This is a genomic window from Nocardia sp. NBC_01009, assembly GCF_045208035.1.
In the GTDB taxonomy this organism is placed as follows: domain Bacteria; phylum Actinomycetota; class Actinomycetes; order Mycobacteriales; family Mycobacteriaceae; genus Nocardia.
Map to the genome: position 1 here is coordinate 5,298,842 of NZ_CP108695.1, position 26,357 is coordinate 5,325,198.

General features: G+C 66.8%; 2 protein-coding genes. Both read left to right on the forward strand.

The features are described from left to right. The first annotated feature begins 890 nt into the window (after positions 1 to 890). Positions 891 to 25,334, forward strand: a complete 24,444-nt coding sequence (locus OHA42_RS23610; protein WP_406230047.1) for a non-ribosomal peptide synthase/polyketide synthase — start codon at positions 891 to 893, stop codon at positions 25,332 to 25,334. Beyond that, positions 25,328 to 26,116, forward strand: coding sequence for an FkbM family methyltransferase (locus tag OHA42_RS23615; RefSeq protein ID WP_406230048.1), 789 nt, complete (start codon positions 25,328 to 25,330; stop codon positions 26,114 to 26,116). The genes OHA42_RS23610 and OHA42_RS23615 overlap by 7 nt, the downstream gene beginning before the upstream one ends. The last annotated feature ends 241 nt before the right edge of the window (positions 26,117 to 26,357 follow it).

Here is a 26,357-nt window from a genome sequence, read left to right on the forward strand (position 1 = left end):
CGACCCCATCGAGTCCGAGACAGTCATGACCCCCAGCGACCAAGCAGGCCGCACAGCCAACAGTCACCGAATCCTGCAGCGGCCCTCAGCCGGATCGGTGACGTGACAGCCGCACCGGCCCCGAATTACTCCTCACGATTCATCTGACTTTCGGGCAGCGGGCGCGGTGGTGTTCGGTGTCGCGATCGATCAAATCACATCATTCGGCCGCGGAGCTCATCGATTCACGTGAAGTGCGAGACATCAAAGCCGGTGTTCAGTAGCATTAGATGGGTGCGGCGCAACGGGTTTCCATATTTCTCGGGCGCAGAAGGTCCATACGCGCAATTACTGTGCGTAAATGTGTGAGCATCTTGTCTTTCGAGGGGCAGGATAATGTTCGAAGCGCCAGCCGTCATGGGGCAGATCCAACTTTGGGGTGTGATACCGAACCGAGGTGGGGCGCGGGAATCGGCTATTTCGACAACGCGGATCTCATCTAATTACGGACATATCGTACACGCCTTGACACGTCCGGCGAGGTCTCCGTCGCCCTCGCGTGAGCAGCGGTTTACTGGACGTCTACACGCCTGCGGCGGCACATTGTCGTGTTACGACGAATTTGTTGCACAGTTGCTCGGCAAGGTCAGGGGGTTTATGTACCTGTGGCAGGCGGCGTCTGAAGAGCGCTTCCATCGGAGAGCGGCTACGACTTCGAGCCGTCATTAGTAACGTCATGCGTTCCGACCGGCACATGACCGCCGTAGGGGGTGGAAGCTCGCTTCAACGTCGGCGACGAGTATATGTAATTGCATCTGTAACGGAGAATGCACCTACGGAAAATTCTGGGCACGGGCGGATTCTTGTTGCGCGCTGCTCCTGGGTCTCGGAATTTGAGGAGGGGTTAGACGATGAGTCCGAATCCAGCCGCGCCTGCCGACCGAGATCCGGATCTGATTCCGCTTTCGAGGGCGCAATACGGAATGTGGCTCGCGAACAATCTTCCCGGCGGCCCGAACGTCAATATCGCGCACTACGTCGAGATCGAGGGGCCGATAGACTACGACGCGTTCACCAAAGCAGTGAACGACGCCGGCCACGAGACCGAGTCTCTTGTTGTCCGGGTGGTCGAATCCGGCGGTCACCCGTATCAGTTCGTCGACCGCAGCATCGTCTACGACGAACCGTTGCTGGATCTCAGCGCCGAAGACGATCCGTACGCGGCGGCGATGGAATGGATGCGCCGTGACTACAACACCAAGGCCATCGATCTGGCCCGGGACCGGCTCGCCGCGACGCGGCTCATCCGGCTCGGCGAAGACCGGTATCTGTGGTATGCGCGCGCCCATCATCTGATGACCGATGGCTACGGCGCGTTCAACATCCTGAACCGAGTGGCCGAGCACTACAACGCGCTGCTCGAGGGCAGGCCGCCGGCCCGACTGGTGGCGGCCCGGCTGGCGGACATCATCGCGGCGGAGCGCGAATATCGCATGAGCCGCCGGTTCGACACCGACAAGGCGTACTGGCTCGACAAGGTCGCCGATCTGCCGTCGACGACGAGTCTGTCCGGTCGCACCGCCAAGTGGAGCGAAGTCGACCGCTTCGCCGGTCGGCCGCTGCCGTCGCGGTTGACCGCCATGCTCGACCGTTTCGCCGACGACCTGCACGCGTCGGCCGCGCAGGTGGTGGTGGCCGCGTTCGCCGCGTTTCTCGCCCGCATGACGGACACCGACGACATCGCCTTGTCGCTGCCGGTGACCGGACGGGTGACGATGCGCTTGCGGAACGCCGCCGCGATGTTGGCGAACATGGTGCCGATCCGATTCGCCGTGGACGCGACGACCACCGTGGAAGGGCTGATTCGCGCATCGGTGTCCGAGCTCGTCCTGGCGATGCGGCACCAGCTCTACCGGTTCGAGGATCTGCGCCGCGATTCCAACGCGTTGGACGCGGCCGCGACCTCCTTCGGTCCGATCGTCAATATCTTGTTCTTCGATTCCGAGATTCGGCTCGGATCGGCGATCGGCCGCTACCGCGCACTGACGTCCGGGGCTCTGGACGACCTGCAGCTCAATATGTACCGCTCCGGGGCCGACGCGCCGCTGCTCATCGAATTGCACGGCAACGCCAACCTGTACAGCCAGGACGAACTCGACGTGCACACCAGTCGATTCGTCGACTTCCTGCATCGCATGATCGACTCGCCCGTCGACACTTGCCTGGTCGATATCCCGCTCGTCGATCCCGCCGAGGAGCAGCGCATGCTCGGCGAACTCGCCGGCCACGACGGCGCGGCGACCTCTGCGACACTGGTCGATCTGCTGACGCGACAGGCCGCGGCCACCCCGTCCGCGGTCGCTGTCACGTCGGGTACGACCGCCCTCACCTACCGTGAGCTCGACGAGCGCTCGAACCGGTTCGCCCGCAAGCTCATCGCCCTCGGTGCGGGGCCGGATTCGCTGGTGGCCATCGCGATGCCACGCGATGCCGATCTGATCATCGTCGCGGTGGCGGTGCTGAAGTCGGGTGCCGGGTATCTGCCGCTGGATCTCGCGCACCCGCTCGATCGACTCGACTACGTGCTGAACGACGCCGATCCGATCGCTGTAGTGACAAACCGGAGCATGCGCTATCAGGTGCCCGGGGATGCCGGCCCCGTGGTGCTCTTCGACGACGACCCAGGTGTGGAAACCGATCGTCCGATCACCGATGCGGATCGCACCCGCCCGCTGCGCCTCGACAACGTCGCCTACGTCATCTACACCTCCGGATCGACGGGACGGCCGAAAGGCGTGCCGATCACTCATCGCGCGGTCGCCACCTACCTGACGAACGCGTGTACCGAAATCGGAGTCCGCGCCGGCGACGTGTGGACGTTGTTCCATTCGTTCACGTTCGACTATTCGGTGTGGGAGATCTTCGGTGCGCTGGTAACCGGCGGCCGGGTGGTCGTGGTGGACAGCCCTGCGACGCGTTCGCCGGATGACCTCGTGCGCCTGGTGGCGCGCGAGAAGGTGAGCGTTTTCAGCCAAACACCCTCGGCATTCCATCAATTCGCGACCGCGCGACAGCGATATGTCGACGCCAGCGAGCCCGACGGTGAGCTTTCGGTGCGACTGGTCGTTCTCTCGGGCGAGGCTCTCGATCCGGCGGGTTTGTCGGACTGGTACGAGCACAATCCGAACCTGCCGGTGCTGGCCAACAGCTACGGCATCACCGAAACCACCGTCTTCGTCACCTATCTCCGGTTGACCCCCGACATCGCCGTGCCGGGCGCACCGAGCACAATCGGTCCACCGCTGCCGGGCGTGCGCGTGTACACCCTGGACGAACGATTGCGCCCGGTGCCGCTGGGAGCCTGGGGTCAGATCTACGTCGCGGGAACGCAACTCGCCCGCGGCTACCTCGGCCGCCCCGGGTTGACCGCGGGCCGCTTCGTCGCCGACCCGTTCGGCGGGCCGGGTGAGCGCCTCTATCGCAGCGGCGACGTCGCTCGCCGAAATAGTAAGGGCGAGTTGGAATATCGCGGACGCGCCGACCAGCAGGTGCAGCTGCGCGGGTTCCGGATCGAGCTGGACGAGGTCCGCAGTGCGCTGCTGAGTCACAGCGTGGTCTCGACGGCGGTCGTCATCGTGCACCTGCCGGGCACGGAAGCGGCCCGGCTGGTCGCCTACGTCGTGCCCGCTGCCGACGCGGTCTGCGAGCCCGAGGTGCTACGCGCGCATGTCGGGTCGATGCTGCCGGAATACATGATCCCGGCACACATTGTCGTTCTGCAGGCGTTGCCGCTGACCGTCAACGGCAAAGTCGACTATCGGGCGCTGCCCGAGCCGGCCTTCGGTTCGGCCGCGCCGTATGTAGCGCCGAGCACCGTCGTCGAGGAGATCATCGCCGACGTCTTCGCCGAGGTTCTGGGCACTCCGCAGGTGGGTGTGCTGGATAGCTTCTTCGACCTGGGCGGCAATTCGCTGACCGCCACCAGCGCTTCCGTGCGGATCGCCGAGCTGACCCGGTGCGAGGTATCGGTGCTCGACGTGTTCGGCAAGCCGACCGTCGCCCAACTCGCCGCCCATATCGAAGCCGGTCAGCAATCCAGCCGCCCTGCCCTGCGGGCGCAGCCACGCGTCGAGCCCATTCTGTTGGCGCCCGCACAGAACCGGATCTGGCTGATCAATCAGGTCGACCCGGGGTCGGCGGCGTACAACATACCGCTGGTGCTGCAGCTGACCGGACACCTCGATACCGCGGCACTGCGCTCGGCGCTGACCGACGTGATCGAACGGCACGAATCCCTGCGAACCGTTTATCCCGCCGTGAATGGCCAAGGAACGCAGGTGATCCTGTCGGCCGAGCAAGTCGCTGCTGATCTCGATTCGACCCCACAGCCCACCCACCCCGATGATGTCGACAACCGGATCCGCGAGCTGGCTTCGACCGGGACCGACGTGCGCCGACGTCCGCCGATCCGGGTCGCACTGCTGGCGTCCACCGACCAGCGGCGGCAGGTCTTGGTTGTCGTACTGCACCACATCTGCTGCGACGGATCGTCGCTGCCACCGCTCGCGGCCGATTTCGCAGCGGCCTACCGAGCGAGGTCGCACGGACACGGCCCGGACTGGCGACCACTGACCGTGCAGTACGCCGACTACAGCATCTGGCATCGCAGTGTGCTCGGCGACGAAAACGATCCAGAATCGCTCGCGGCGCGCCAATTGCGTTACTGGACAGTGCAATTGGCGGGGATGACTCGGCTGCTGGATCTCCCCGTCGACCGTCGACGGGCGACTCGCCAGTCCATGCTCGCCGACGTCGTCGACTCCGTGCTCCCCGCCGAGACCTGCGCCGGGATCGAGCGGGTGGCGCGCACGGCGAACGCCACGACCTTCATGGTCGTTCATGCCGCGTTGGCCGTTCTGCTCGCCCGGCTGTCGGATTCGGCGGACATCACCATCGGAACGCCGGTCGCGGGCCGCGGCGAGCGCGCGTTGGAACCGCTGATCGGCATGTTCGTCAATACGGTGCCACTGCGCACCCAGGTGCGCGGCGACGAATCGTTCACGGAGTTTCTGACGCGAGTCAAAGACATCGATATCGAAGCTTTCGCCCACAGCGACCTGCCGTACGAACGCGTCGTCGAAGCGGTCGATCCGATGCCGTCGCTGGCGCACGAACCGATGTGTCAGGTGTACCTCGCCTTCGACAACATGGACCGCCCGAGCCTGGAACTGTCCGAGCTCACCGCCGAGATCCTGGATCCTGGACCGCAACCGGCGAAGGTTGACATCATCGTCACTGTCGCCGAGAACGGTAGGGCAGCAAGCGATCTCGCACTGCGGATCAACTACGCGACCGACCTGTTCGATCGGGGGACGATCGAGGATTTCGCCGCGCGACTGCATCGGATCCTCGAGTCGGTCGCGTCGAATCCGCAGCAGCGAGTGGGTGCTGTCGATGTGCTGTCGAGGACCGAGCGAGCCGCGTTGGTGCCCGCGTCGGGCGGCTGTGCCGAGGCACCACGGGTGCTGGCGGAGTTGCTGACGGTCCGGGAGCCGGATGCCGTGGCGATCGTGTCGGGAGAACGCACGGTGTCGTACGGGGAGTTGGATGTCTGGTCGAATCAGCTCGCTCGGTTGCTGATCGAGTGGGGGACGGGCTCGGATGATCAGGTCGCGCTGGTGATGGCGCGGTCGGTGGAACTCGTGGTGGGGATGTGGGCGGCGGCGAAGGCGGGTGCGGCATTCGTCCCGGTGGATCCGCGGAATCCGGCCGAGCGAGTCGCGCTCATGGTCGCGGATGTTCGGGTGGTGTTGACGGTGGAAGCAGCCCAGGGCCTGCTCCCGTCCGCGGTCGCGCGTTTGATTCTCGATGATCCGGGCACCGAGGCCTGCATCGCGGCGCGATCCCCGGCCGCCCTGACGGACACGGATCGGATCCACGCCTGCCGTGCCTCGAACACGGCGTACGTGGTGTACACCTCGGGGTCGACGGGCGAGCCGAAGGGCGTCGCTGTGACGCACGAGGGCTTGGCGAATTTCGCCGCCGAACAACGTGAACGCTATCGGATCGACAGTTCCGCGCGGGTGTTGCAGGTGGCGGCTCCGGGCTTCGATGCGGTGGTCCTGGAGTTGCTGATGGCGCACCCGAACGGTGCGGCCTTGGTGGTGTCGCCCCCGGATGTCTTCGCTGGGGATCGCTTGGCGGAATTGATTCGCACGCAACGGGTTTCGCATGCATTCATCACGCCGAGCGTGCTGGCGACGATGTCGCCCGCCGATGTGGATTCATTGCACGTATTGGTCGCCGGTGGGGAGGCGGTGTCGGCGGAAACGGCCGCGGTGTGGAGTCCCGGCCGTCGGTTGTTCAACGGATACGGGCCGACCGAGACCACGATCATGGTCGCGATCAGTGATCCGCTGTGCTTCGGTGCCCGCGTCACGATCGGTGGCCCGATCCGCGGTGTCGAGGCCCTGGTATTGGACGCGAATCTGCAGCCGGTACCGGTAGGGGTGACCGGACAGCTGTACATCTCCGGGATCCATCTCGCCCGCGGATACCTGGACCGACCCGCGGACACCGCGGCGGCATTCGTGGCCAATCCGTTCGGTGCGACGGGAGCACGTATGTACCGCACCGGCGACCTGGCCCGCTGGACACCCGGGCGCACCCTCGAATACGTCGGGCGCACCGACTTCCAGGTGAAGATCCGCGGCCAGCGCATCGAACTCGGCGAAATCGACGCCGTCCTCGCCGGGCATCCAGCGGTGGCGGTCGCGGTGACGGTCAGCGTTGCGACGGAGAGCGGGCAGAGGCTTGCCGCCTACGTCATGCCGGCGACGGAGGCCGTCAACGTCGCGGAGCTGACGGCCTACGCCGCACAACACCTGCCGTTGCACATGGTTCCGGGCGCAATGACGGTGCTCGACGCGTTACCACTGACATCGGTGGGCAAGATCGACCGTGCCGCGTTGCCGGCACCGGTGTTCGCCGCCGAGACCACCGAGTTCGTCGCGCCACGCGACGCGGCCGAGCAGATCGTCGCCGATGTGTGCAGCGCTGTGCTGGGCATCGATCGCGTCGGCGTCCTCGACAACTTCTTCGATCTCGGCGGCAACTCGCTGTCGGCGACGCGAGTGGCCGCGCGGCTGAGCGCAGTGTTCGGTGTCGATATTCCGCTGCACACCGTGTTCGACGCGCCGACCATCGCGGCATTCGCCGAGGATCTGCGGGCCATCGAGGCACCCGGGCGGGAACCGCTGATTCCGCAGGAACGCCCGGCGCGGATCCCGCTGTCGCCCGCCCAGGCCCGCATGTGGTTTCTCAATCAGTTCGACACGGGCTCGGCGCTATACAACATCGCCCTGGTCGTGGGCATGTCGGGACCCCTCGACGTGGCCGCCATGCACGCGGCGATCGCCGATGTGCTCGACCGGCACCAAGCTCTCCGGACCGTTTACCCCGACAGCGACAGCGGACTGCATCAGCTGATCGTGTCGGTGCAGGCAGCACTACCCCCGCTGGAGCCGGTTGAGGTGGCGGCGGCAGACGTCGAGGCGCACATCGCCGCGGCGGCCGCGGTCGGTTTCGACGTCACCCGCGAGGTTCCGTTCCGAATCACGTTGCTGCGCAGTGCATCCGATCGACACACTCTGGTCCTCATCGTCCATCACATCAGCTTCGACGGATCCTCGCTCGCACCGCTGGCCGCGGACCTGATGACCGCCTACAATGCCCGCCTCCGGAACAAGGCGCCGCAGTGGTCGCCGTTGTCGGTGCAGTACGCGGATTACGCTCTGTGGCAACGGAAATGGCTCGGCGCCGAGGACGACCCGAACTGCCCGGCCGCCACCCAGATCGAGTATTGGCGGGCTTCTCTGGCCGATCTGCCCGAAGTGCTCGACCTGCCCACCGATCGTCCGCGCCCGGTGCGGCAATCGTTCCGCGGTGCGACGGTCTCGGCGACACTGCCCGCCGACCTCGGTCGTGACCTGGTCGCCTTGGCCCGCCGCCGCGACGTGACCGTCTTCATGGTGCTGCACGCGGCGTTTGCCGCACTGCTGGCGCGGCTTTCGGGAACCGGTGATATCGCTGTCGGCACACCCATCGCCGGTCGCGGCGAACCAGGGCTCGAGCGCCTGGTCGGAATGTTCGTCAACACCCTGGTACTGCGGACGCGTATCGAACCCGGCGCGTCCTTCCTCCAGATCCTGGAGCAGGTCCGGGCTACCGATCTGGCCGCCTTCGACCACGCCGACATCCCGTTCGAGCGCCTGGTCGAAGTGCTGAATCCGCCACGCACGACGGCCCACGCGCCGTTGACGCAGGTGGGTTTCTCGTTCCACAACATCGAGATTCCGACGGTGCGGTTCGAGGAACTGACGGTGTCGGCCCGGACCGCCGATCCGAGCGTGGCCAAATACGATCTGCATCTCAATCTCGTCGACACCGCGGAGCGCGACGGTGAACCGGGCGCGATGGCAGTCGAATTCAATTACGCCACAGACCTTTTCGACAAGGCGACGATCCTTTCGATGGTCGATCGATTTGTGCTGCTGCTGCGGGCGATAGTCGCCGATCCCGCCCGCGCGGTCGGTGACATCGAGCTGCTGACCGCGCACGAGGCGCGCGAGCTGGCCGCACGCGAAACCGGGGGGACGACGCCGCCGTCGTCTGCGACGATCGCGGACCTGTTCGCCGCGCAGGCCGCGGCGACGCCGGACAGCACGGCCGTGATCGACTCCGAAGGCAGCGCGCGACTGAGCTACCGAGAGTTCGCGGCGCGGGTGAATTCGCTGGCGCATGCCTTGATCGGACGCGGAGTTGGCCCGGAAACCATTGTGGCCGTGGCGATGCGTCGCTCCATCGACCTGCTGACCACGCTGTATGCGATCCACGCGGCCGGCGGGGCCTACCTGCCTCTGGATCCGGATCACCCGCTCGATCGCGTGCGCGCCGTGCTCGCCGCCGCACGGCCGCGGGCGGTGCTCACCCGCCCGTTCGACGAAGCGAGTCTGCCCGACGACGTCCCGATATGGGCGTTCGCGGAACTCGACGCCGAGTGTTGGGATGGGTCGCCGGTGACGGACGCCGATCGGCTCGAGCCGCTGCATCCCGAGAACCTGGCGTATGTCATCTATACCTCCGGCTCGACCGGGGTACCGAAGGGTGTGGCGGTACCGCATGCCGCGGTGGTCAATCAACTCCGCTGGATGTGCAAGTACTACCAGCTCGGCGACGACGTCATGCTGTTGCGGACTCCGGTCACCTTCGACCTGTCGGTCTGGGAGTTGTTCTGCCCCTTGTCATGTGGTGCGAAGTTGGTTGTCGCGGGCCCCGACGGGAGCGGCGACCCGGATGCGGTGGCCGGGTTGATAGCCGAACATCACGTGACGACAGCGGATTTCGTGCCGTCATTGCTCTCGGTGTTCCACCAGACGGCCGACGGACGCCAGTTCCCAGACCTGCGGCGCGTGCTGTGCATCGGCGAGGCGCTGCCGGCCGAAACCGTCCGCCGTTTCCGCGATCTCAGCGACGCGCGCATCGACAACCTGTACGGGCCGACGGAGGCCGCCGTCAGCGTCACCGCGTATCGCATCGACGGAATCGACGGCGGCGCGGTGCCGATAGGGGTTCCCGAGCCGAATGTCATCGCGCATGTGCTGGATTCGCGACTGCACTCTGTTCCGGTGGGGGTGACCGGTGAGTTGTATCTGGGCGGCATCCAGCTGGCCCGCGGATACCACCAACGTCCCGATCTGACGGCGGCGACGTTCGTCGCCGACCCGCTCGACGGCGCGCACGGATCTCGCCTGTACCGCACCGGCGACCTTGTTCGCTGGGATAAGGGCGGCGCCCTGCGCTATGTCGGCCGCGCCGACGATCAGGTGAAGATTCGCGGGCTGCGGATCGAATTGGGCGACATCGAGGCAGCGCTGCTCGCGCACGAACAGGTGACCGCGGCCGTTGCGCGGGTACATTCCGGCCGCGACGAGCAACGCTTGGTCGCCTACGTGGTCACCCCAGAGGCAGTGGACACCAAGCAGATTCGACGACTCTTGCTGGAGCGCCTGCCGGCCTATATGGTGCCGTCCGCGATCGTCCGGATCGACGCTGTCCCGCTGACGGCGAACGGCAAGGTCGACTACCGGGCATTGCCTGCTCCGGATCCGAGCGACCACGCGGAATACCGGGCGCCGCGAGGGCTCGTGGAGCAGGCCGTCGCCGAGGTTTTCGCCGAGCTGCTCGGCCTGCCGACGGTCGGCGCGGACGACGACTTCTTCGACCTGGGTGGGAATTCGCTCGTCGCCACGCGGGCGTTGAGCCGGATCGGCGCCATGGTCGACGCGACCGTACCGGTGCGAATGATGTTCGAGGCGCCCACCGTCGCCGAGTTGGCCGAGCGCATCGCACAGCTGCGGGGGGTGCCGGGTCTGCCCGCACCGACGCCGAAACCGAGACCGGACCGTCTGCCGTTGTCGACGGCGCAGGCCCGCATGTGGTTCCTCAACCAGTTCGATCCGGCTTCGCCGGGATACATTGTGCCGCTGGCGATTCGGCTCGACGGAGTACTCGATGTCGATGCGCTCACGGCGGCCGTCGGGGATGTCGTCGAGCGGCACGAGAGCTTGCGCACCGTGTACCCGGCGGTGGACGGCACGCCCACTCAGGTGGTGCTGGACGCGGCCGATGTCGTCGCGGGCTGGGACCTCGGCCCGCAGCGGATCGATGAGCGCAAGCTGGCACGTCGGCTGGCCGCGTTCTCGAACACCGGATTCGATGTGTCGAAGGGCGTGCCGGTGCGGGTCGCGCTGTACCAGCTGCCGGACACGGCCTGGGTGGTCGCGGTAGCCGTGCACCACATCAGTTGCGACGGTTATTCGGTGGCGCCGCTGGCCGCCGATATCGTGACGGCCTATCGGGCGCGGGCCGGCGGAAACCTGCCGGACTGGGCGCCGCTCACCATCCAATTCGCCGATTACGCCCTGTGGCAGCGCGAGGTCCTCGGCTCGCCGGACGACCCGGATTCGCCCGTGTCCCGTGATGTCGTTTACTGGCGAACCCGACTCGCGGACATACCCGAACTGCTAGAGCTGCCCACCGATCGACCGCGCCCGGTGGAGCAGACCCACCGCGGCGCGGTGATCCACGTCGAGATTCCGGCGGACCTGCAGCGCCGGGTGGAGTCCCTGGCCCAGCGATCCCGGGCGACGACGTTCATGGTGGTGCACACGGCACTCGCGGTGCTGATGTCGCGGCTGTCCGGCAGCGACGACATCACCATCGGCGTGCCACACGCGGGTCGCGGCCACCGGGCGCTCGACCACCTCGTCGGGATGTTCGTCAACACCTTGGTCCTGCGCACCCGCGTCACGCTCGATCAGACGTTCACCAGCCTGCTGGATGCGGTGCGGCACAGCGACATCGAGGCCTTCGACCATGCCACCGTGCCGTTCGAGCAGCTGGTGGAAACGCTGAATCCGGCACGGTCGACAGCGCACACGCCGTTGTTCCAAGTCATGCTCGCCTACCAGAACATGGTGCGGGCGCGCGTGGAACTTCCGGGTCTCACCGTCGAGACCATCGACCCGGGCGACAGTGCCGCGATCTACGACCTGCTGCTCATGATGACGGAGGACCACGGGCCGGACAACGAGCCGACCGGCATGACGCTGCGGTTGACCTACGCCACCGACCTGTTCGACGCGAACTCCGCACAGCGTTTCGCCAACCGGTTCGTTCGCCTGCTCGACGGCGTCGCGACCGATGCCGACTCGCCGATCAGTGAGCTCGATCTACTCGATGCCACCGAGCGGCAGCTGGTGCTCAAGCGTTGGAACGACACCGGCGACCCCGTATCAGTGGGCCGAACCCTGGTGGACGCCTTCGATGAACAGGTGGAATGCAGCCCGGATGCTCCGGCGATTCGGCTTCCGGACGGCGATGCGCTGACCTACCGGGATTTCGCCGCCCGCGTCAATCGGCTGGCCAGGTGGCTCATATCGTGTGATGCGAGGTCGGAAACCGTTGTGGCCGTCGCTATTCAGCGATCGATCGACCTCGTGACGGCGCTGTATGCGGTGCTCGAGGCAGGTGCTGCGTTCCTGCCGATCGACCCGAATCAACCGAGCGAGCGAATCGCCGGCGTGCTGGGTGCGGCGCGACCGCTGATGGTGCTCACGACATCAGCGGACGGCGACGGACTGCCCGAGGGATTCACCTCCGTTCGAGTCGATCGGCTGGATCTGGCCGGGCTGTCCGGTGCCCCGATCACCGACATGGAACGGTGTGCGCCGCTGCGGCCGGACAACGTGGCCTACGTCCTGTTCACCTCCGGCTCCACCGGCGTCCCCAAGGGGGTGGCCCTGACCCATGCCGCGACCATGAGTCAGTTGGCGTGGGCACAGCAGCAGTGGCCGCACAACGCGGCCGACCCGGTGCTGTACAAGACTCCGATCACCTTCGACATCGCCGTGTGGGAGTTGTTCTGGCCGTTGCAAATCGGCGCGCACATCGTGGTGGCCGAACCCGACGGGCACCGCGACCCGGCCTACTTGGCGGACTTCATCGCGAGCCGAAACATCAGCACCGTGCATTTCGTCCCGTCGATGCTCGATGTTCTCCTCGAAGCCGTCGGTGATACCGAATTGCCCTCTGTCCGTCGGATATTCGTCGCCGGTGAGGCGCTGGCACAGCACACCGTCGACGCCGCGGTGCGCGTGTTCACCGAGGCAGAGGTGGTGAACTGGTACGGCCCGGCCGAGGCCGAGGTGGTCACCGCCGCGCGCTGCCTGCCCGGTGCGACGACCCCTGCGACGGTCCCGATCGGCGCGCCCGTTTCCGGCATGCGGGTCTACGTGCTCGACAACCGACTGCAACCGGTGCCGGTTGGTGTTGTCGGCGATCTGTATGTCTCGGGTGTGCAGTTGGCGCGCGGTTATCACGGCCGCGCCGACCTGACGTGCACAGCCTTCCTCGCGCATCCGTTCGGCGCGCCCGGGGAGCGGCTGTATCGCACCGGTGACCTGGTGCGGTGGACGATAGCTGGAGAGCTGGATTTTCTGGGCCGCAGCGATTTCCAGGTCAAGGTCCGCGGTCAGCGGGTGGAGCCGGGGGATATCGAAGCGGCGGCGTGCGCGATACCGGAGGTTGCTCGTGCTGTTGCCGTCGCGACCTCGGAGCGAATTGTCGCCTACGTGACGCTCGCGCCAGGAGCGGTGACCACCGATGGCCGCGCGATTCGCGACCAGCTCGCTCGCACGCTGCCGTCGTATATGGTTCCGGTCCGCGTCGAGGTACTCGAGGAGATGCCGCTCACCCCGAACGGCAAGCTCGACCGAGCCGCGTTGCCGCAGCCGACGTTCGGCGACGACGAGGAGTTCGTGCCGGCGCGCACCGAACGCGAAGCGGCACTGGCCGATATCGTCGCCACAATCACGGGCAGCGACCGGGTGAGCGTGCGGGCGAACCTGTTCGAGATCGGTGTCGACTCGCTCTCGGCTGCCCGGATCGCCGCGCGGGCCGAGGCGGCGCTCGGTGTCCAGGTCGGTATCCGCGATATCTTCGAGGAGCCGACGATCGCCGGATTGGCGGCACGCTTGGCGCAGCGCACGCAGTCGTCGCTGATACCGCTCGCGCCGCGGCCGCGCCCTGCGACGATCCCGCTTGCGGCGGCGCAACGACGGTTGTGGTTCATCAACCAGTTCGATACCGCGTCGGCGGCCTACAACATCGGTTTCGCGGCCCGGTTGAACGGCGCGCTGGACGTCGATGCGTTGCGTGCGGCCTTCGAGGATGTGGTGGCCCGGCACGAGCCACTGCGGACGGTGTATCCCACGGTCGGCGGCGAACCATGTCAGGTCGTGCGGGATGTGGCGACAGTAGTCGATGGCCTGGCACTGGATGCGGAGCCGGTCGCCGAGGAGATCGTGCTGGGCGAGCGGATCCGGCAGACCGTCGAGACGGGCTTCGACGTCTCGGCAGCGGTGCCCGTGCGGGCGCGGCTGTATCGCACCGGCCCTGACGAGCACATCCTGGTGCTGGTCGTCCATCACATCGCCGCCGACGGCTCGTCGATGGCGCCGCTGGCTCGCGACGTGTTCGCCGCCTATCACGCGCGGGTGAAAGACCAAGCACCGCAATGGAAACCGCTGCACGTCCAGTACGGCGACTATGTACTGTGGCAGCGGGAGATGCTCGGCGCCGAGGACGATCCGCCGTCGGTGATCGCGCGGCAGATCGGGTACTGGACCGAGGTTCTCGCTGACGCCCCAGAGCAGCTCGACCTGCCGACCGATCGACCTCGGCCTGCGACCATGTCGATGGTCGGCGGCAGTGTTCGCTTCGGCATACCGCAGCGGCTACACGACGCGGTCGTGCGGCTGGCCCGTCGAGAGGGCGTGACCGTATTCGTCGTGCTGCATTCCGCACTGGCAATCGTCTTGGCGCGCACCGCACACACCGGTGACGTGTCGGTCGGCACGCCCGTAGCGGGTCGCGGCATCCCGGCGCTGGACGATCTCGTCGGCATGTTCGTCAACACCGTGGTGCTGCGCACGCCCGTGCGCGACGACAGGTCCTTCCGGCACCTTGTCGCGCAGGTGCGCGGTGTCGACTTCGAGGCGCTCGCGCACGCGGATCTGCCCTATGAGCGACTGGTCGATCTGCTCGACCGGCCCCGGTCGACGGCGTATACGCCGCTCTATCAGGTGCTGTTCGGGTTGCAGAACACCCCGGCGGCCCGGTTCCAGCTGCCGGACGTCGATGTCGAACTGCTCGATCCCGGTATCGCCCAGGCCAAGACCGACCTCACGGTGTTGCTGACCGAACGCCTCGACGGTGATCGACCTGCCGGGATCGATGGCGAAATTGTCTATGCCACAGATATTTTCGTCGAATCAACCGCGGAATCGCTGGCCGAGCGATTCATCCGCGTCCTCGATGCAGTGGTCTGCGATCCGACGCGGCCGGTGGGCGACATCCCGCTGATCGGCAGTGGGGAGGCCGAACGGCTGGTCCCGGCGCGCGGCAGCGCCGCCCCCGCGCCGCGTCTGCTTCCCGATCTGCTGGCCTCGGCCGTGGCAGCCACCCCCTCGGCGATCGCCCTGATCGACGGCACCCGGACCCTTACCTACATCGAACTCGACCGCCGCGCCAATCAGATTGCGGCGCAATTGCTTTCCTTGGGAGCAGGGCCGGGAACCTGCGCTGCGCTGGCCGTGCCACGATCGGCCGACTATCACATAGCCATGTGGGCGATCACGAAGACCGGCGCCACCTTCGTGCCGGTGGACCTCCGCTATCCGCCGGAGCGGATCGCCTACCTGCTGCACGACTCCGGTGCCGAAGTCGGCATCACGGTCGCGGCCGCCCGCACATCCCTGCCGGACGGCGTCCGCTGGCTGGTGCTCGACGACCCGCGCACGGCCGCCGACATCGCCGCCCGTCCCGACCACGCGATATCCGACGCGAATCGCCAACGCGCACTGCGGATTCGGGATGCAGCATATGTGATCTACACGTCGGGTTCGACAGGGACGCCAAAGGGCGTGGTGGTTACCCACGAGGGGCTGGCGGCCTTCGCGGCCGAGCAGCGCGAGCGCTATCGGGTGGAGGGCACGTCGCGCGTACTGCAAGCTGCGGCACCCGCCTTCGACGCGGTCCTGCTGGAAGCGTTGATGGCGCACGCCGCCGGCGCGGCGCTGGTGGTCTCGCCGCCGGAAGTACTCGGCGGCGCAGACCTGGTCGCGCTGATCCGAACGCATCAGGTGACACATGCGTTCCTGACACCGAGTGTGCTGGCGACGATGTCCCCCGCCGAGGTGGATTCGATGCGGATGCTGGCGGTCGGCGGCGAAAAGGCGGCGAAGGATCTGATTGCCGCCTGGGCGGCCGGGCGGCGATTGCACCACATCTACGGTCCGACCGAGACGACGATCGTGATCACGATCAGCGACCCTGTGCGCCCAGGCGAGGTGCTCACCATCGGCGGACCGATCCGCGGTGCGGAGGCGGTGGTGCTGGACGCGCGGCTGCGGCCGGTGCCGGTCGGAGTCGCGGGTGAGCTGCACTTCTCGGGGGCCGCGCTGGCGCGCGGTTACCTGAATCGCCCTGCGACAACGGCAAGTTCGTTCGTGGCGAACCCCTATGGTGCGCCGGGCTCACGGATGTACCGCACCGGCGACATCGTCCGCTGGACCGCGCAGGGCATGCTGCAATACATCGGGCGCCTCGATTTCCAGATCAAGATTCGGGGCCAGCGTGTCGAGCTGGGCGAGATCGATGTCGCGCTGCTCACGCATCCGGCGGTCGCCACTGCGGTCACCGTGAGTCGTACGGGGCCCGGCGGGCAACCTGTGCTCGCCGCGTACATCACGGCCGAACCCGCAGCAGTCGCCGATCCGAGCGCGGTACTCGATCACGTGGCGGCCGCCTTGCCCGCCCACATGGTGCCGGCGACGATCACAGTGCTCGACCACTTGCCGCTCACCTCGACGGGCAAGGTGGATCGAGAAGCGTTGCCGGAGCCCGTCTTCGAGACCACCGAGGACGGTGCCGCCGCGGCATCGACCGAACTGGAACGCGCCATCGCCGCCGCCTTCGCGGATGTCCTGGGCGTCGCGACGGTGGGTGCCACAACCTCCTTCTTCGCGCTCGGTGGCGATTCGATCATGTCGATCCAGTTGGCCTCGCGACTGAAGTCCGCGGGCATCGGCGTGACGGCTCGAGACATCTTCGAGCGCAAAACAGTTCGCGGACTGGCGCAGGTGGCGCAGGCCGCCGAGCGGGCGTCGCTCGACGAGCTGCCCGGCGGTGGTGTGGGCGAGATTGCGTTCACGCCGATCGTGTCCTGGTTCGTCGAGCGACTCGGGGCACCGGCTCGGTTCGCGCAGTCGATGCTGGTGCGCTTGCCGCGTGACGCGCGCGTCGAGGACGTGCTCTCGACCGTGCGGGCGATCGTCGAACACCACGATGTGCTGCGCTCGCGGCTCGATGCCCAACGCTGGGAGGTGCTGCCCCCGAGCGCTGCCGATACCGCCTGTTCGGTCTCCGTCGGGACCTTCGGTGCCGGTGAGGCTCCGGGTAGCGCCGGTTTCACCGCCGTGGTGGAGGCGGCGGCCACCGCGGCGTTCAACCGGCTCGACCCGGCGGCGGGCAGGATGGCGCACGTCGTGTGCCTGCTGCCCGAAGAAGGCGTCGACGCGGAGGCCCGTGCCCTCATCGTGATCCATCACCTGGCAGTCGATGCGGTGTCGTGGCGGATTCTGCTGCCCGACTTCGTGACTGCGTGGCAGCAGATCACCGAGGGGCGGCGGGTCGAGTTGACCGCGTCGGGCACCTCTATGCGTCGGTGGTCGGATGCGGCGATCGCCGCCGCGGCAGCGCGCGCCGGCGAATTCGAGCTGTGGCATCGGATCTGTTCGGCACCCGATCCGTTGCTCGGACGTGCGGATTTGGATCCCGCGCTGGACACACAGTCGACCGTGCGTCAGCTGACCGTGTCGCTCCCGGCCGACGTGACCTCGGCGTTGCTCGACGAGGTGCCCGAAGCTGTGCGCGGCAGCGTCGACGATGCGCTGCTCGCCGCTCTCACCGTCGCCCTGACTCGCTGGCGGCGGCGTCGCGGCATTGCATATGCGGGCATGAATGTCCTACTGGAGGGGCACGGTCGCGAGGAGCAGATCGCCGAGGGCGCAGACGTCTCCCGAACCGTTGGCTGGTTCACCACTCGATATCCGGCGGCGCTCGACCTGAGTGGTGTCGATCCCACTGATGTGCGCGCGGCGGTGAAATCCGTCAAAGACCAGCTCCGCGAGATCCCGGACAAAGGAATCGGTTACGGCCTGCTGCGCTATCTGAATCCCGAGACGGCCGAGCGACTCGCGGTACTGCCGGAGCCGCAGATCAGTGTCAACAATCTCGGGCGAATCGGCGTCGATCTCACGGCATTGTCGGATCTGCCGTGGGTTCCGACCGACGAACCCTTCGACCGACGGGCCGCATTCGATCCGGATATGCCGGCGGCGGCGGTCCTCACGATCGACGTGAACATCGTCGACGCGGCGGCCGGACCTCAGCTGTCGGCATACGTCGGCTACGCCTCGCGGTTGCTCGACCACGACGACGTGGCCGAACTCGTCGAAGAATGGGTCGATGCCCTGACCGCCATCGCGGCGGTCGCCAACCAGGACTGGGGACTGACTCGAGCCGACGCTCCGCTCGTCGACCTCACCCAGCACGAGCTGGACGAGTTCGCCGACCGGTACGGACGATTGAGCGAGGTGTGGCCGTTGGCACCGCTGCAGGCGGGGCTGCTGTTCCACGCCGAGGTCGCCGCGGGCCACCTCGACGTCTACATCGCGCAATCGGTACTCACGTTGGCGGGTGCGGTCGACGAGCACCGGCTCGAGCGCGCCGCGCGGGCCTTGCTCGCACGCCATCGCAACCTGCGGGCCGCCTTCACCCGAACCGCCGAAGGCCTTCCGGTACAAGTGATTCCGGTCGATACCGCCGTCCCATGGCGCAACATCACGCTGTCCGAGCGCACACTTGACCTGGACGAAATAATCGATGCCGAGCGGGCGGCCGGGTTCGATCCGGCTGATCCGCCGCTGCTGCGGTTCGTGCTCGTCACGGTGGGACCGCAAGACTTCCGGCTGATATTGACTGCTCATCACCTGCTGCTCGACGGCTGGTCGCTGCCGCTGCTGTGGCGTGAACTGATCGGCTTGTACGCGGTGGACGCACAGCCGCAGCTGTTGCCCGATACGGTGTCTTACCGCGACTACCTGGAATGGTTGGACCGGCGCGACCGTACGCGCAGCATCGAGGTGTGGCAGGCCGCGCTGCGTGGTGTCGCCGAGCCCACGCTGGTCGCCGATCCGCACACCGATACGACCGCGACCATCCCGATCGATCTGCCGGTCGTTCTCGATCGCGACGCGACGGCCGAGTTGGTGGAATTCGCCCGGACACACGCGGTGACGATGGCGACGATCGTCCAGTTCGCCTGGGCTGTGGTATTGGGCAACCTGCTCGGCACCGACCGTGTGGTCTTCGGCAGCACGGTGTCCGGCCGTCCCGCCGACCTGCCTGGGGTCGAGTCGATGATCGGTCTGTTCATCAATACGATTCCGGTCGTCGTCGAGGTGCGCCCGGACCGGACCATCGAGGACGCTCTGACTCGATTGCAGGCCGACAACACCCGTCTGCTCGACCACCACTACCTCGAACTACCGCAGATCTTGGCGGCCGTGGATGCCGTGTCCCTGTTCGACACGCTGGTCGTGTTCGAGTCCCACCCGGTCGACGGCCGCGGATTGGGCGACGCCGACATCGATGGCATGCGGGTGGTCGCGGCGGAAGGTCGCGACGCCGCGCATTACCCGATCATCGTGCAGGCGCACCACACCGACCAACTGCACGTCCGCCTGCGCTACCAGCAGGACCGCATCGACGACGAGACGGCGTCCGGTCTCGCCGCCCGGCTCGACATCGTGCTGCGCGCGATAACGACTGATCCGCACGCGCGGCTCGATTCGGTCGATCTGCTGTCCACGGCCGATCGGCGTGAGTTGGTGCCCGCCACGGGTGGCAGTGCCGCGGCGCCGCAGCTGCTCGCTGAGTTACTGGTCGCGGGCGTGGACGTGAATCCCCATGCAGCAGCACTGCTTTCGGGTTGGCGCACGATGTCCTACGCTGAATTGGATGCGCGGTCGAACCAGCTGGCGCGGCAGTTGATCGAGGGCGATATCGGCCCCGGCGACCAAGTCGCGTTGGCGATGGCGCGGTCGGCGGAGTTCGTGCTCGGCCTGTGGGCGACGGCCAAGACGGGTGCGGCGTTCGTGCCGATCGATCCGCGCAATCCGGCCGAGCGCGTGGCACACATGATCGCGGACTCCGGTGTGCGAGTCGCGCTCACCATCGAGGCATCACGGGATCTGCTTATCGACGCGGTGTGCCCGCTGGTCCTCGACGATCCGGACACCGAGACCGCTATCGCGGCGAAGTCCGCGGCCGGTGTCACCGATGCCGATCGCCTGCGGACACCACAGCTCCAGGATGCGGCGTACATGATCTACACCTCGGGGTCGACCGGAATCCCGAAGGGCGTCGTGGTCACCCACGAGGGGCTGGCGAATTTCTCCGCGGTAGTGCGTGACTGCTTCGGCGTGGACACCGGTTCGCGCGTGCTGCAGGCGGCTGGTCCCGGTTTCGATGTGATGGTCCTCGAAGTACTGCTGGCCCACACGAACGGCGCATTGCTGGTGGTGCCGGCACCGGACGCGTTCGCCGGCGATGAGCTGGCGGAATTGATTCGGGAGCAACGGGTTTCGCATGCATTCATCACCCCGAGCGTGCTGGCCACCATGGCACCGGCCGGTATGGATTCGTTGCGAGTGCTGATCGCCGGCGGCGAGGCGGTGACACCGGAGCTGGTCTCGGTGTGGGCGCCGGGGAGGCGGCTGCTGAACGGGTACGGACCGACCGAGGCCACGATTCTGGCCGGGATCAGCGGTTCGCTGCACCCGGGCGATGTGGTGACGATCGGCGGACCGATCCGTGGCGTCGAGGCCGTCGTGCTCGATCCGTGGTTGCGGCCGGTGCCGGTCGCGGTGGTGGGGGAGTTGTATCTCGCGGGCATCCAGCTGGCGCGCGGGTATGTGAACCGGCCTGCGGCCACGGCGGGTGCCTTCGTGGCGAATCCCTTCGGCGCGGCAGGGTCGCGCATGTACCGCACCGGCGATCTTGCCCGCTGGACCTCGGACCACGCCGTGGAGTACCTCGGCCGCCGCGATTTCCAGGTCAAGATCCGCGGTCAACGCATCGAACTCGGCGAGATCGAGGCCGTGCTGTCCGAGCATCCCGGAGTCGACCACGCGGTGGTCGTGTTGCGCACAGACGAGCGCGGCACCGACCAACTCGTCGGCTATCTGGTCGGCTACGGACGCATCGATCCGAGCGACGTCAAGGCTGCTGCCCGACGTCATCTGCCCGCGCACATGGTGCCCAACGTGCTGATGCAGCTCGCCGAGCTCCCGCTGACCGCGACCGGCAAGCTGGATCGGGCGGCACTACCCACGCCGGCGTTCCCGGACGAGCGGGAATGGGTCGCCCCGAGTACCGACGCCGAACAGCGCATCGCGAACGTTTTCGGCGATGTATTGGGTGGCGGCGAAGTCGGCGCAGCGGACAGCTTCTTCGAACTCGGCGGCAATTCGCTGTCGGCGACGCGCGTGGTTGCGCGATTGCGCACGGCGCTCGACGTGAGCGTCGGTATTCGGGACCTGTTCGACGCACCGACAGTCGCCGAACTGGCCGCGCATCTCACTACCGCCGACCGGAACGTCGCCGTGCCGCCTGCACCGCGCACCCGCCCAGCTCTGGTACCGCTGTCCCCAGCGCAGCAGCGGATGTGGTTCCTCAATCAATTCGACACCTCGGTCGGCGCGTACAACATTCCGCTGGTGATTCGGCTGCGGGGCGAGCTCGATATCGATGCGCTGCGGCACGCGTGCGAGCTGGTCATCGACCGGCACGAATCGCTGCGAACCAAGTTCCCGATGATCAACGGGACGCCCTGCCAGGTCATGGTCGGCGTCGACGAGGTCGCACCGGCTCTGGCGCCGATCCGGGTCGACGAACATCATGTGTTGGAGCGGGCGGCGGCGGTGGTCTCCGCGGGCTTCGATGTAACCCAAGCACCTCCGGTGCGAGCCGAATTGTTCGCCATCGGCGACCGTGATCACGTGCTGGTGCTCTGCGTGCATCACATCTGCGCCGACGGACAGTCGATGATGCCGCTCGCGCGGGACGTGGCAATGGCCTACCAGGCGAGTAGACAAGGGACACAACCGAACTGGCCGCCCCTTCCGATCCAGTACGCCGACTACGCCCTGTGGCAGCGCGAGGTGCTCGGCGACGAACACGAGCCGGACTCACTCGTCTCCCGGCAGCTGCGATTCTGGACCGACAGCCTCACCGGACTGCCCGAACTGCTCGAGCTGCCGACCGACCTGCCCCGGCCGCCGGTGGCGTCCATGCGCGGCCGCGCGGTCGATTTCGAGCTGTCCGCCGAGTTGCACGCCCGCATCGACGCCCTCGCCCGCGAGGCCAACGCAACGGTGTTCATGGTCTTGCACGCCGCCTTGACCGTGCTGCTGTCCAGGCTGGCCGATGTCGACGATGTCACGATCGGCACCCCGGTGGCCGGCCGCGGCGACCGCGAACTCGACGATCTGATCGGCATGTTCGTCAACACGCTGGTGTTGCGGTCGCGGGTGTCGTCACGGCAGCCGTTCGCCGACCTGCTCGCTGCCACCCGCGAAACGGATCTCGCCGCGTTCGCCCACGCCGATGTGCCCTTCGAGGAGGTCGTGGAGGCGCTGAATCCGCGGCGGTCAACCGCGCACATGCCGCTCTATCAGGTGAGCCTCGACGTCCAGGATCTCAGCGCGGCCGCGTTGGAGCTGGCGGGGCTCACCGTCGAACCGATCGAGAACGGCTTCGACCAGGCCCACGGAGATCTGAACGTCAAGCTCGTCGAACGGTTCGGTGCGGGGGGTCGTCCGGACGGCATGGTCGGACGACTGACCTTCGCCACCGATCTGTACGTCGAGCAGACGATGATTCGGTTCGCGCACGCGTATACCCGGATCCTGGAGCAGGGGGCCGTGAATCCGGCTGTCGCCGTGGGCGATATCGACATCATGGATTCCGGCCAGCGGCGCGAGGTGCTGGCCGCTGCCGGAGTCGACGGCGTCGCGGTCGCGGATGTGACCCTGGCCGAGCTTTTCACTTCCCGCGTCTCGGCGCAGCCGGATGCGGTCGCGGTGACCGATGGTGTGTCACAGCTGACCTATGCGGAGCTGGATCGGCGCGCCACCCAGCTCGCCGTTCGGCTCACCGAGCGCGGTGTCGGTCCGGAAACCCTGGTGGCAGTGGCGTTGTCGCGTTCAGTCGACCTGGTCGTGGGCCTGCTCGCGGTCGTGCGCGCAGGCGCCGGATATCTGCCACTGGATATGGCGAACCCGCCGCAGCGATTGCGCTTCATCCTCGACGACGCGCGTCCGGCCGCGGTGTTGACCTCTGTCGAAATGGCCTCGGACGTAACGGGATACGCGGCACCGACGCTACTGATCGAAGAATCCGGGGCCGCGGTCCCGGATTGCTCTGGCCCCGTGCCCTCGGCCGCGCGACCGGACAACCTCGCCTACGTGATCTACACCTCCGGGTCGACCGGCACCCCGAAGGGAGTGGCCGTCAGCCATCGCGAAGCCGTCACATTGTTAACCCACGCCGCCGAACGATTCGACTTCCATTCCGACGACGTGTGGACGATGTTCCATTCGTACGCTTTCGATTTCGCGGTGTGGGAAATGTGGGGCGCCCTGCTGGCCGGAGGCAGGCTGGTCGTCGTCGACTACAACACCTCCCGGTCGCCGGAGGCGTTGATGGAACTGGTGGCGCGCGAGCGCGTCACGGTGTTGAGCCAAACCCCTTCGGCCTTCTACGGATTCCTCGACGCGGAGCGCCGATATCGCGAATCTGTTTGCAGCTGTGGCGATCTCGTGCTCCGGTACATCGTCCTCGGCGGCGAGGCATTGGATGCGGCGAGGTTGACCGGCTGGTTCGCCGCGCATCAGCCCGGATCGCCGCAATTGGTCAACATGTACGGGATCACCGAGACGACCGTACACGTGACATTCGCCGAGGTCGATGACCCGAACACAGCCAGGATCGGAACACCGCTGCCGGGGCTGCGGGTGTACGTGCTCGACGACCGGCTGCAGCCGGTACCGATCGGAGTCCGCGGCGAGATCTATGTCGCCGGAGGGCAACTCGCGCGCGGTTACCTGCGAGCCCCGGCGTTGACGGCGAGCCGCTTCGTGGCGAACCCGTTCGATCCGAACGGTGGCCGACTATATCGGACAGGCGATGTCGGCCGCTGGCGCAAGACCAGCAGCGGGCTGGAGTTGACCTACGCCGGCCGAGGCGACGCACAAGTTCAGGTGCGCGGGTACCGGATCGAGCTGGGCGAGGTGGAGTCGGCGCTGCTACGGCATCCGTCGGTGTCGCGGGCCGCCACGGCGGTGCACCGCCACGAGCGCGACGTCGATCAGCTGATCGGTTACGTCGTCGGCACCGACGGGCAGCCGATCGATCCGGGCCAAGTCCGGGCGGCCGCCGCTGAGGTGCTGACGAGCTACATGGTGCCCTCGGTGGTCATGGTCCTGCCCGATCTGCCGTTGACCATCAATGGAAAGCTGGATCGAAAAGCATTGCCCGCTCCCGATTTCGACAAAGCAGTACATCGGTTTGTTGCACCGCGCACGCATACCGAGAAAGTGATCAGCGATGTGTACGCGCAGGTGTTGGGAACTCCGCGGGTCGGGGTGACCGACGGATTCTTCGACCTGGGGGGCAACTCACTGCTCGCCACCCTGGCGGCAACTGAGTTGCGGACTCGTGGTGTGACGATCGAGTTGCCCTGGATGTTCGAGGATGCGACTCCGCAGGCGTTGGCGCGCAGGGTCGACGACTCGGAAGGTGACTCCGGCCTGAAGGTGTTGCTGGCGCTGCGCGCGAGCGGATCCGAGCCGGCGGTCTTCGCCGTGCACCCGGCGGGCGGTCTGGCGTGGTTCTACGGCGGCATCATCGAACATTTGCATCCAGATCGGCCGGTGTACGGGTTGCAGGATCCGCACGTCGTGTCCGGCGAACCATGTGCGGAGTCCGTCGACGAACTGGCCGCACGCTATGTGGCCGAGATTCGCCGAGTGCAGCCTACGGGTCCGTATCACCTGCTCGGCTGGTCGTTGGGCGGACAGATCGCGCACGCTATGGCGGCACAGCTGCAGCGCGACGGTGATCGGGTCGGCATCGTGGCGATGCTGGACAGTGCAGCAGGTGCACCATCGGAACCGGCCGCGTCCCCCGCAGGCCAGCCCGCACCGGGACAACTGATGGCCGATCTGCTCGGCGGCTGGCGGGAGCTGTTCGACCTCAGCGACAAGCTGCAGGCAACCACCCATGAGCAAGCGTGGAACGTGATCCGGAAGCAGGTGATCGCAACCGGACTGTTCACCGCCGAACAGACGGATCGGGTGATGGAGAGCTTCCGAACCGCGAGCGATATCTCCGCCGGTTATCGGCCGAGCGTCTTCGACGGTGACCTGGTCTTCTTCACCGCCGGAATAGACCACGCGGACCACGACGCTCTCGCGCAGACATGGCGGCCCTATGTCAGCGGCGACATTCACAACGTTGTCGTCGACGCCCGCCACCTCGAGTTGAGTCATCCACACGCGCTGGCCATCGTCGGCCCTGTCCTCGAAAGGTTCATGGAACAATGCTGACCACAATGCAGCAACTGCGTCTCGACGACGGCAGAATGGTGACCTGCACGAGCCCAGCCGAGGCCGGGATGCTGTGGGGCGAGATGACCGCGACGCACGGGTTCTACCGGCGTGCCGCCGCGTGCCTTTGCCCTGGAGACGTTGCCCTCGACATCGGCGCCAACATCGGACTCAGCGCGATGATGTTCGCCGACACCTGCCCCGGAATTCAGGTCATCGCGGTCGAGCCCGTACCGATGACCTTTCGTTGCCTGGACCGCAATATTGCAGCGCATGTTCCGGACGGGATATCCCTCCAGATCGCGGTCGGCGCCACGCCGGGCACGCGGCCGTTCACCTGGTATCCGCGCGCAACGGCGAACTCCGGTTTCTTCGCCGATCGCGAGGCAGACGACGAAGCCACCAAGATCTACCTGCGCAACTGCGGCTTGGACGACAAGGCCATCGCGCTCATCACCACCGGCCTGCACGACGGCGTACCACTCGAGGTCGAGGTCACCACTGTTTCGGCGATACTGGACGAACACTGCCGCAATAGGGAGATCGGGTTGCTCAAAGTCGATGTCGAGCGCGCGGAATTGGATGTCTTGCAAGGCATCACCGACGCGGACTGGCGTCGTATCCACGTCGTCGTCGCCGAAGTCCATGATCGCGACGGCCGCCTGCGAGAAGTCTGCGAGCTGTTCGGTCGGCAGGGCATGTCCGCGCAGACTCAGCAGGACCCGCGTTTGATCGGAACCGAAATGCACGAGGTATTTGCCGCCAGGCCCCGCGCCGACTGAATAAGCCGGGCCAGTTGGAAAACGACGAAAGAGATGACGCTCCCTGGTATCGGCAAGTAGTCGCCTCGCTCACCGCTACGCGGGTGCCGAACCGGACCCGGGCAACCGGGCTGAGTTCGACCTCACGGGTGCTGGTCGCCAGTTCTGGCTCGCTGGCCAAGGCGGTGATGGCGGCGGGCTGGTCCCCGGCTGCATTGACCTCGGTGCGGATCGCCTCGTGCGGTACTGCGGATGCCGTTAG

Coding starts and splice junctions, on each gene's coding strand:
- OHA42_RS23610 (WP_406230047.1), top strand. CDS start 891: ATGAGTCCGAATCCAGCCGCGCCTGCCGACCGAGATCCGGATCTGATT.
- OHA42_RS23615 (WP_406230048.1), top strand. CDS start 25,328: ATGCTGACCACAATGCAGCAACTGCGTCTCGACGACGGCAGAATGGTG.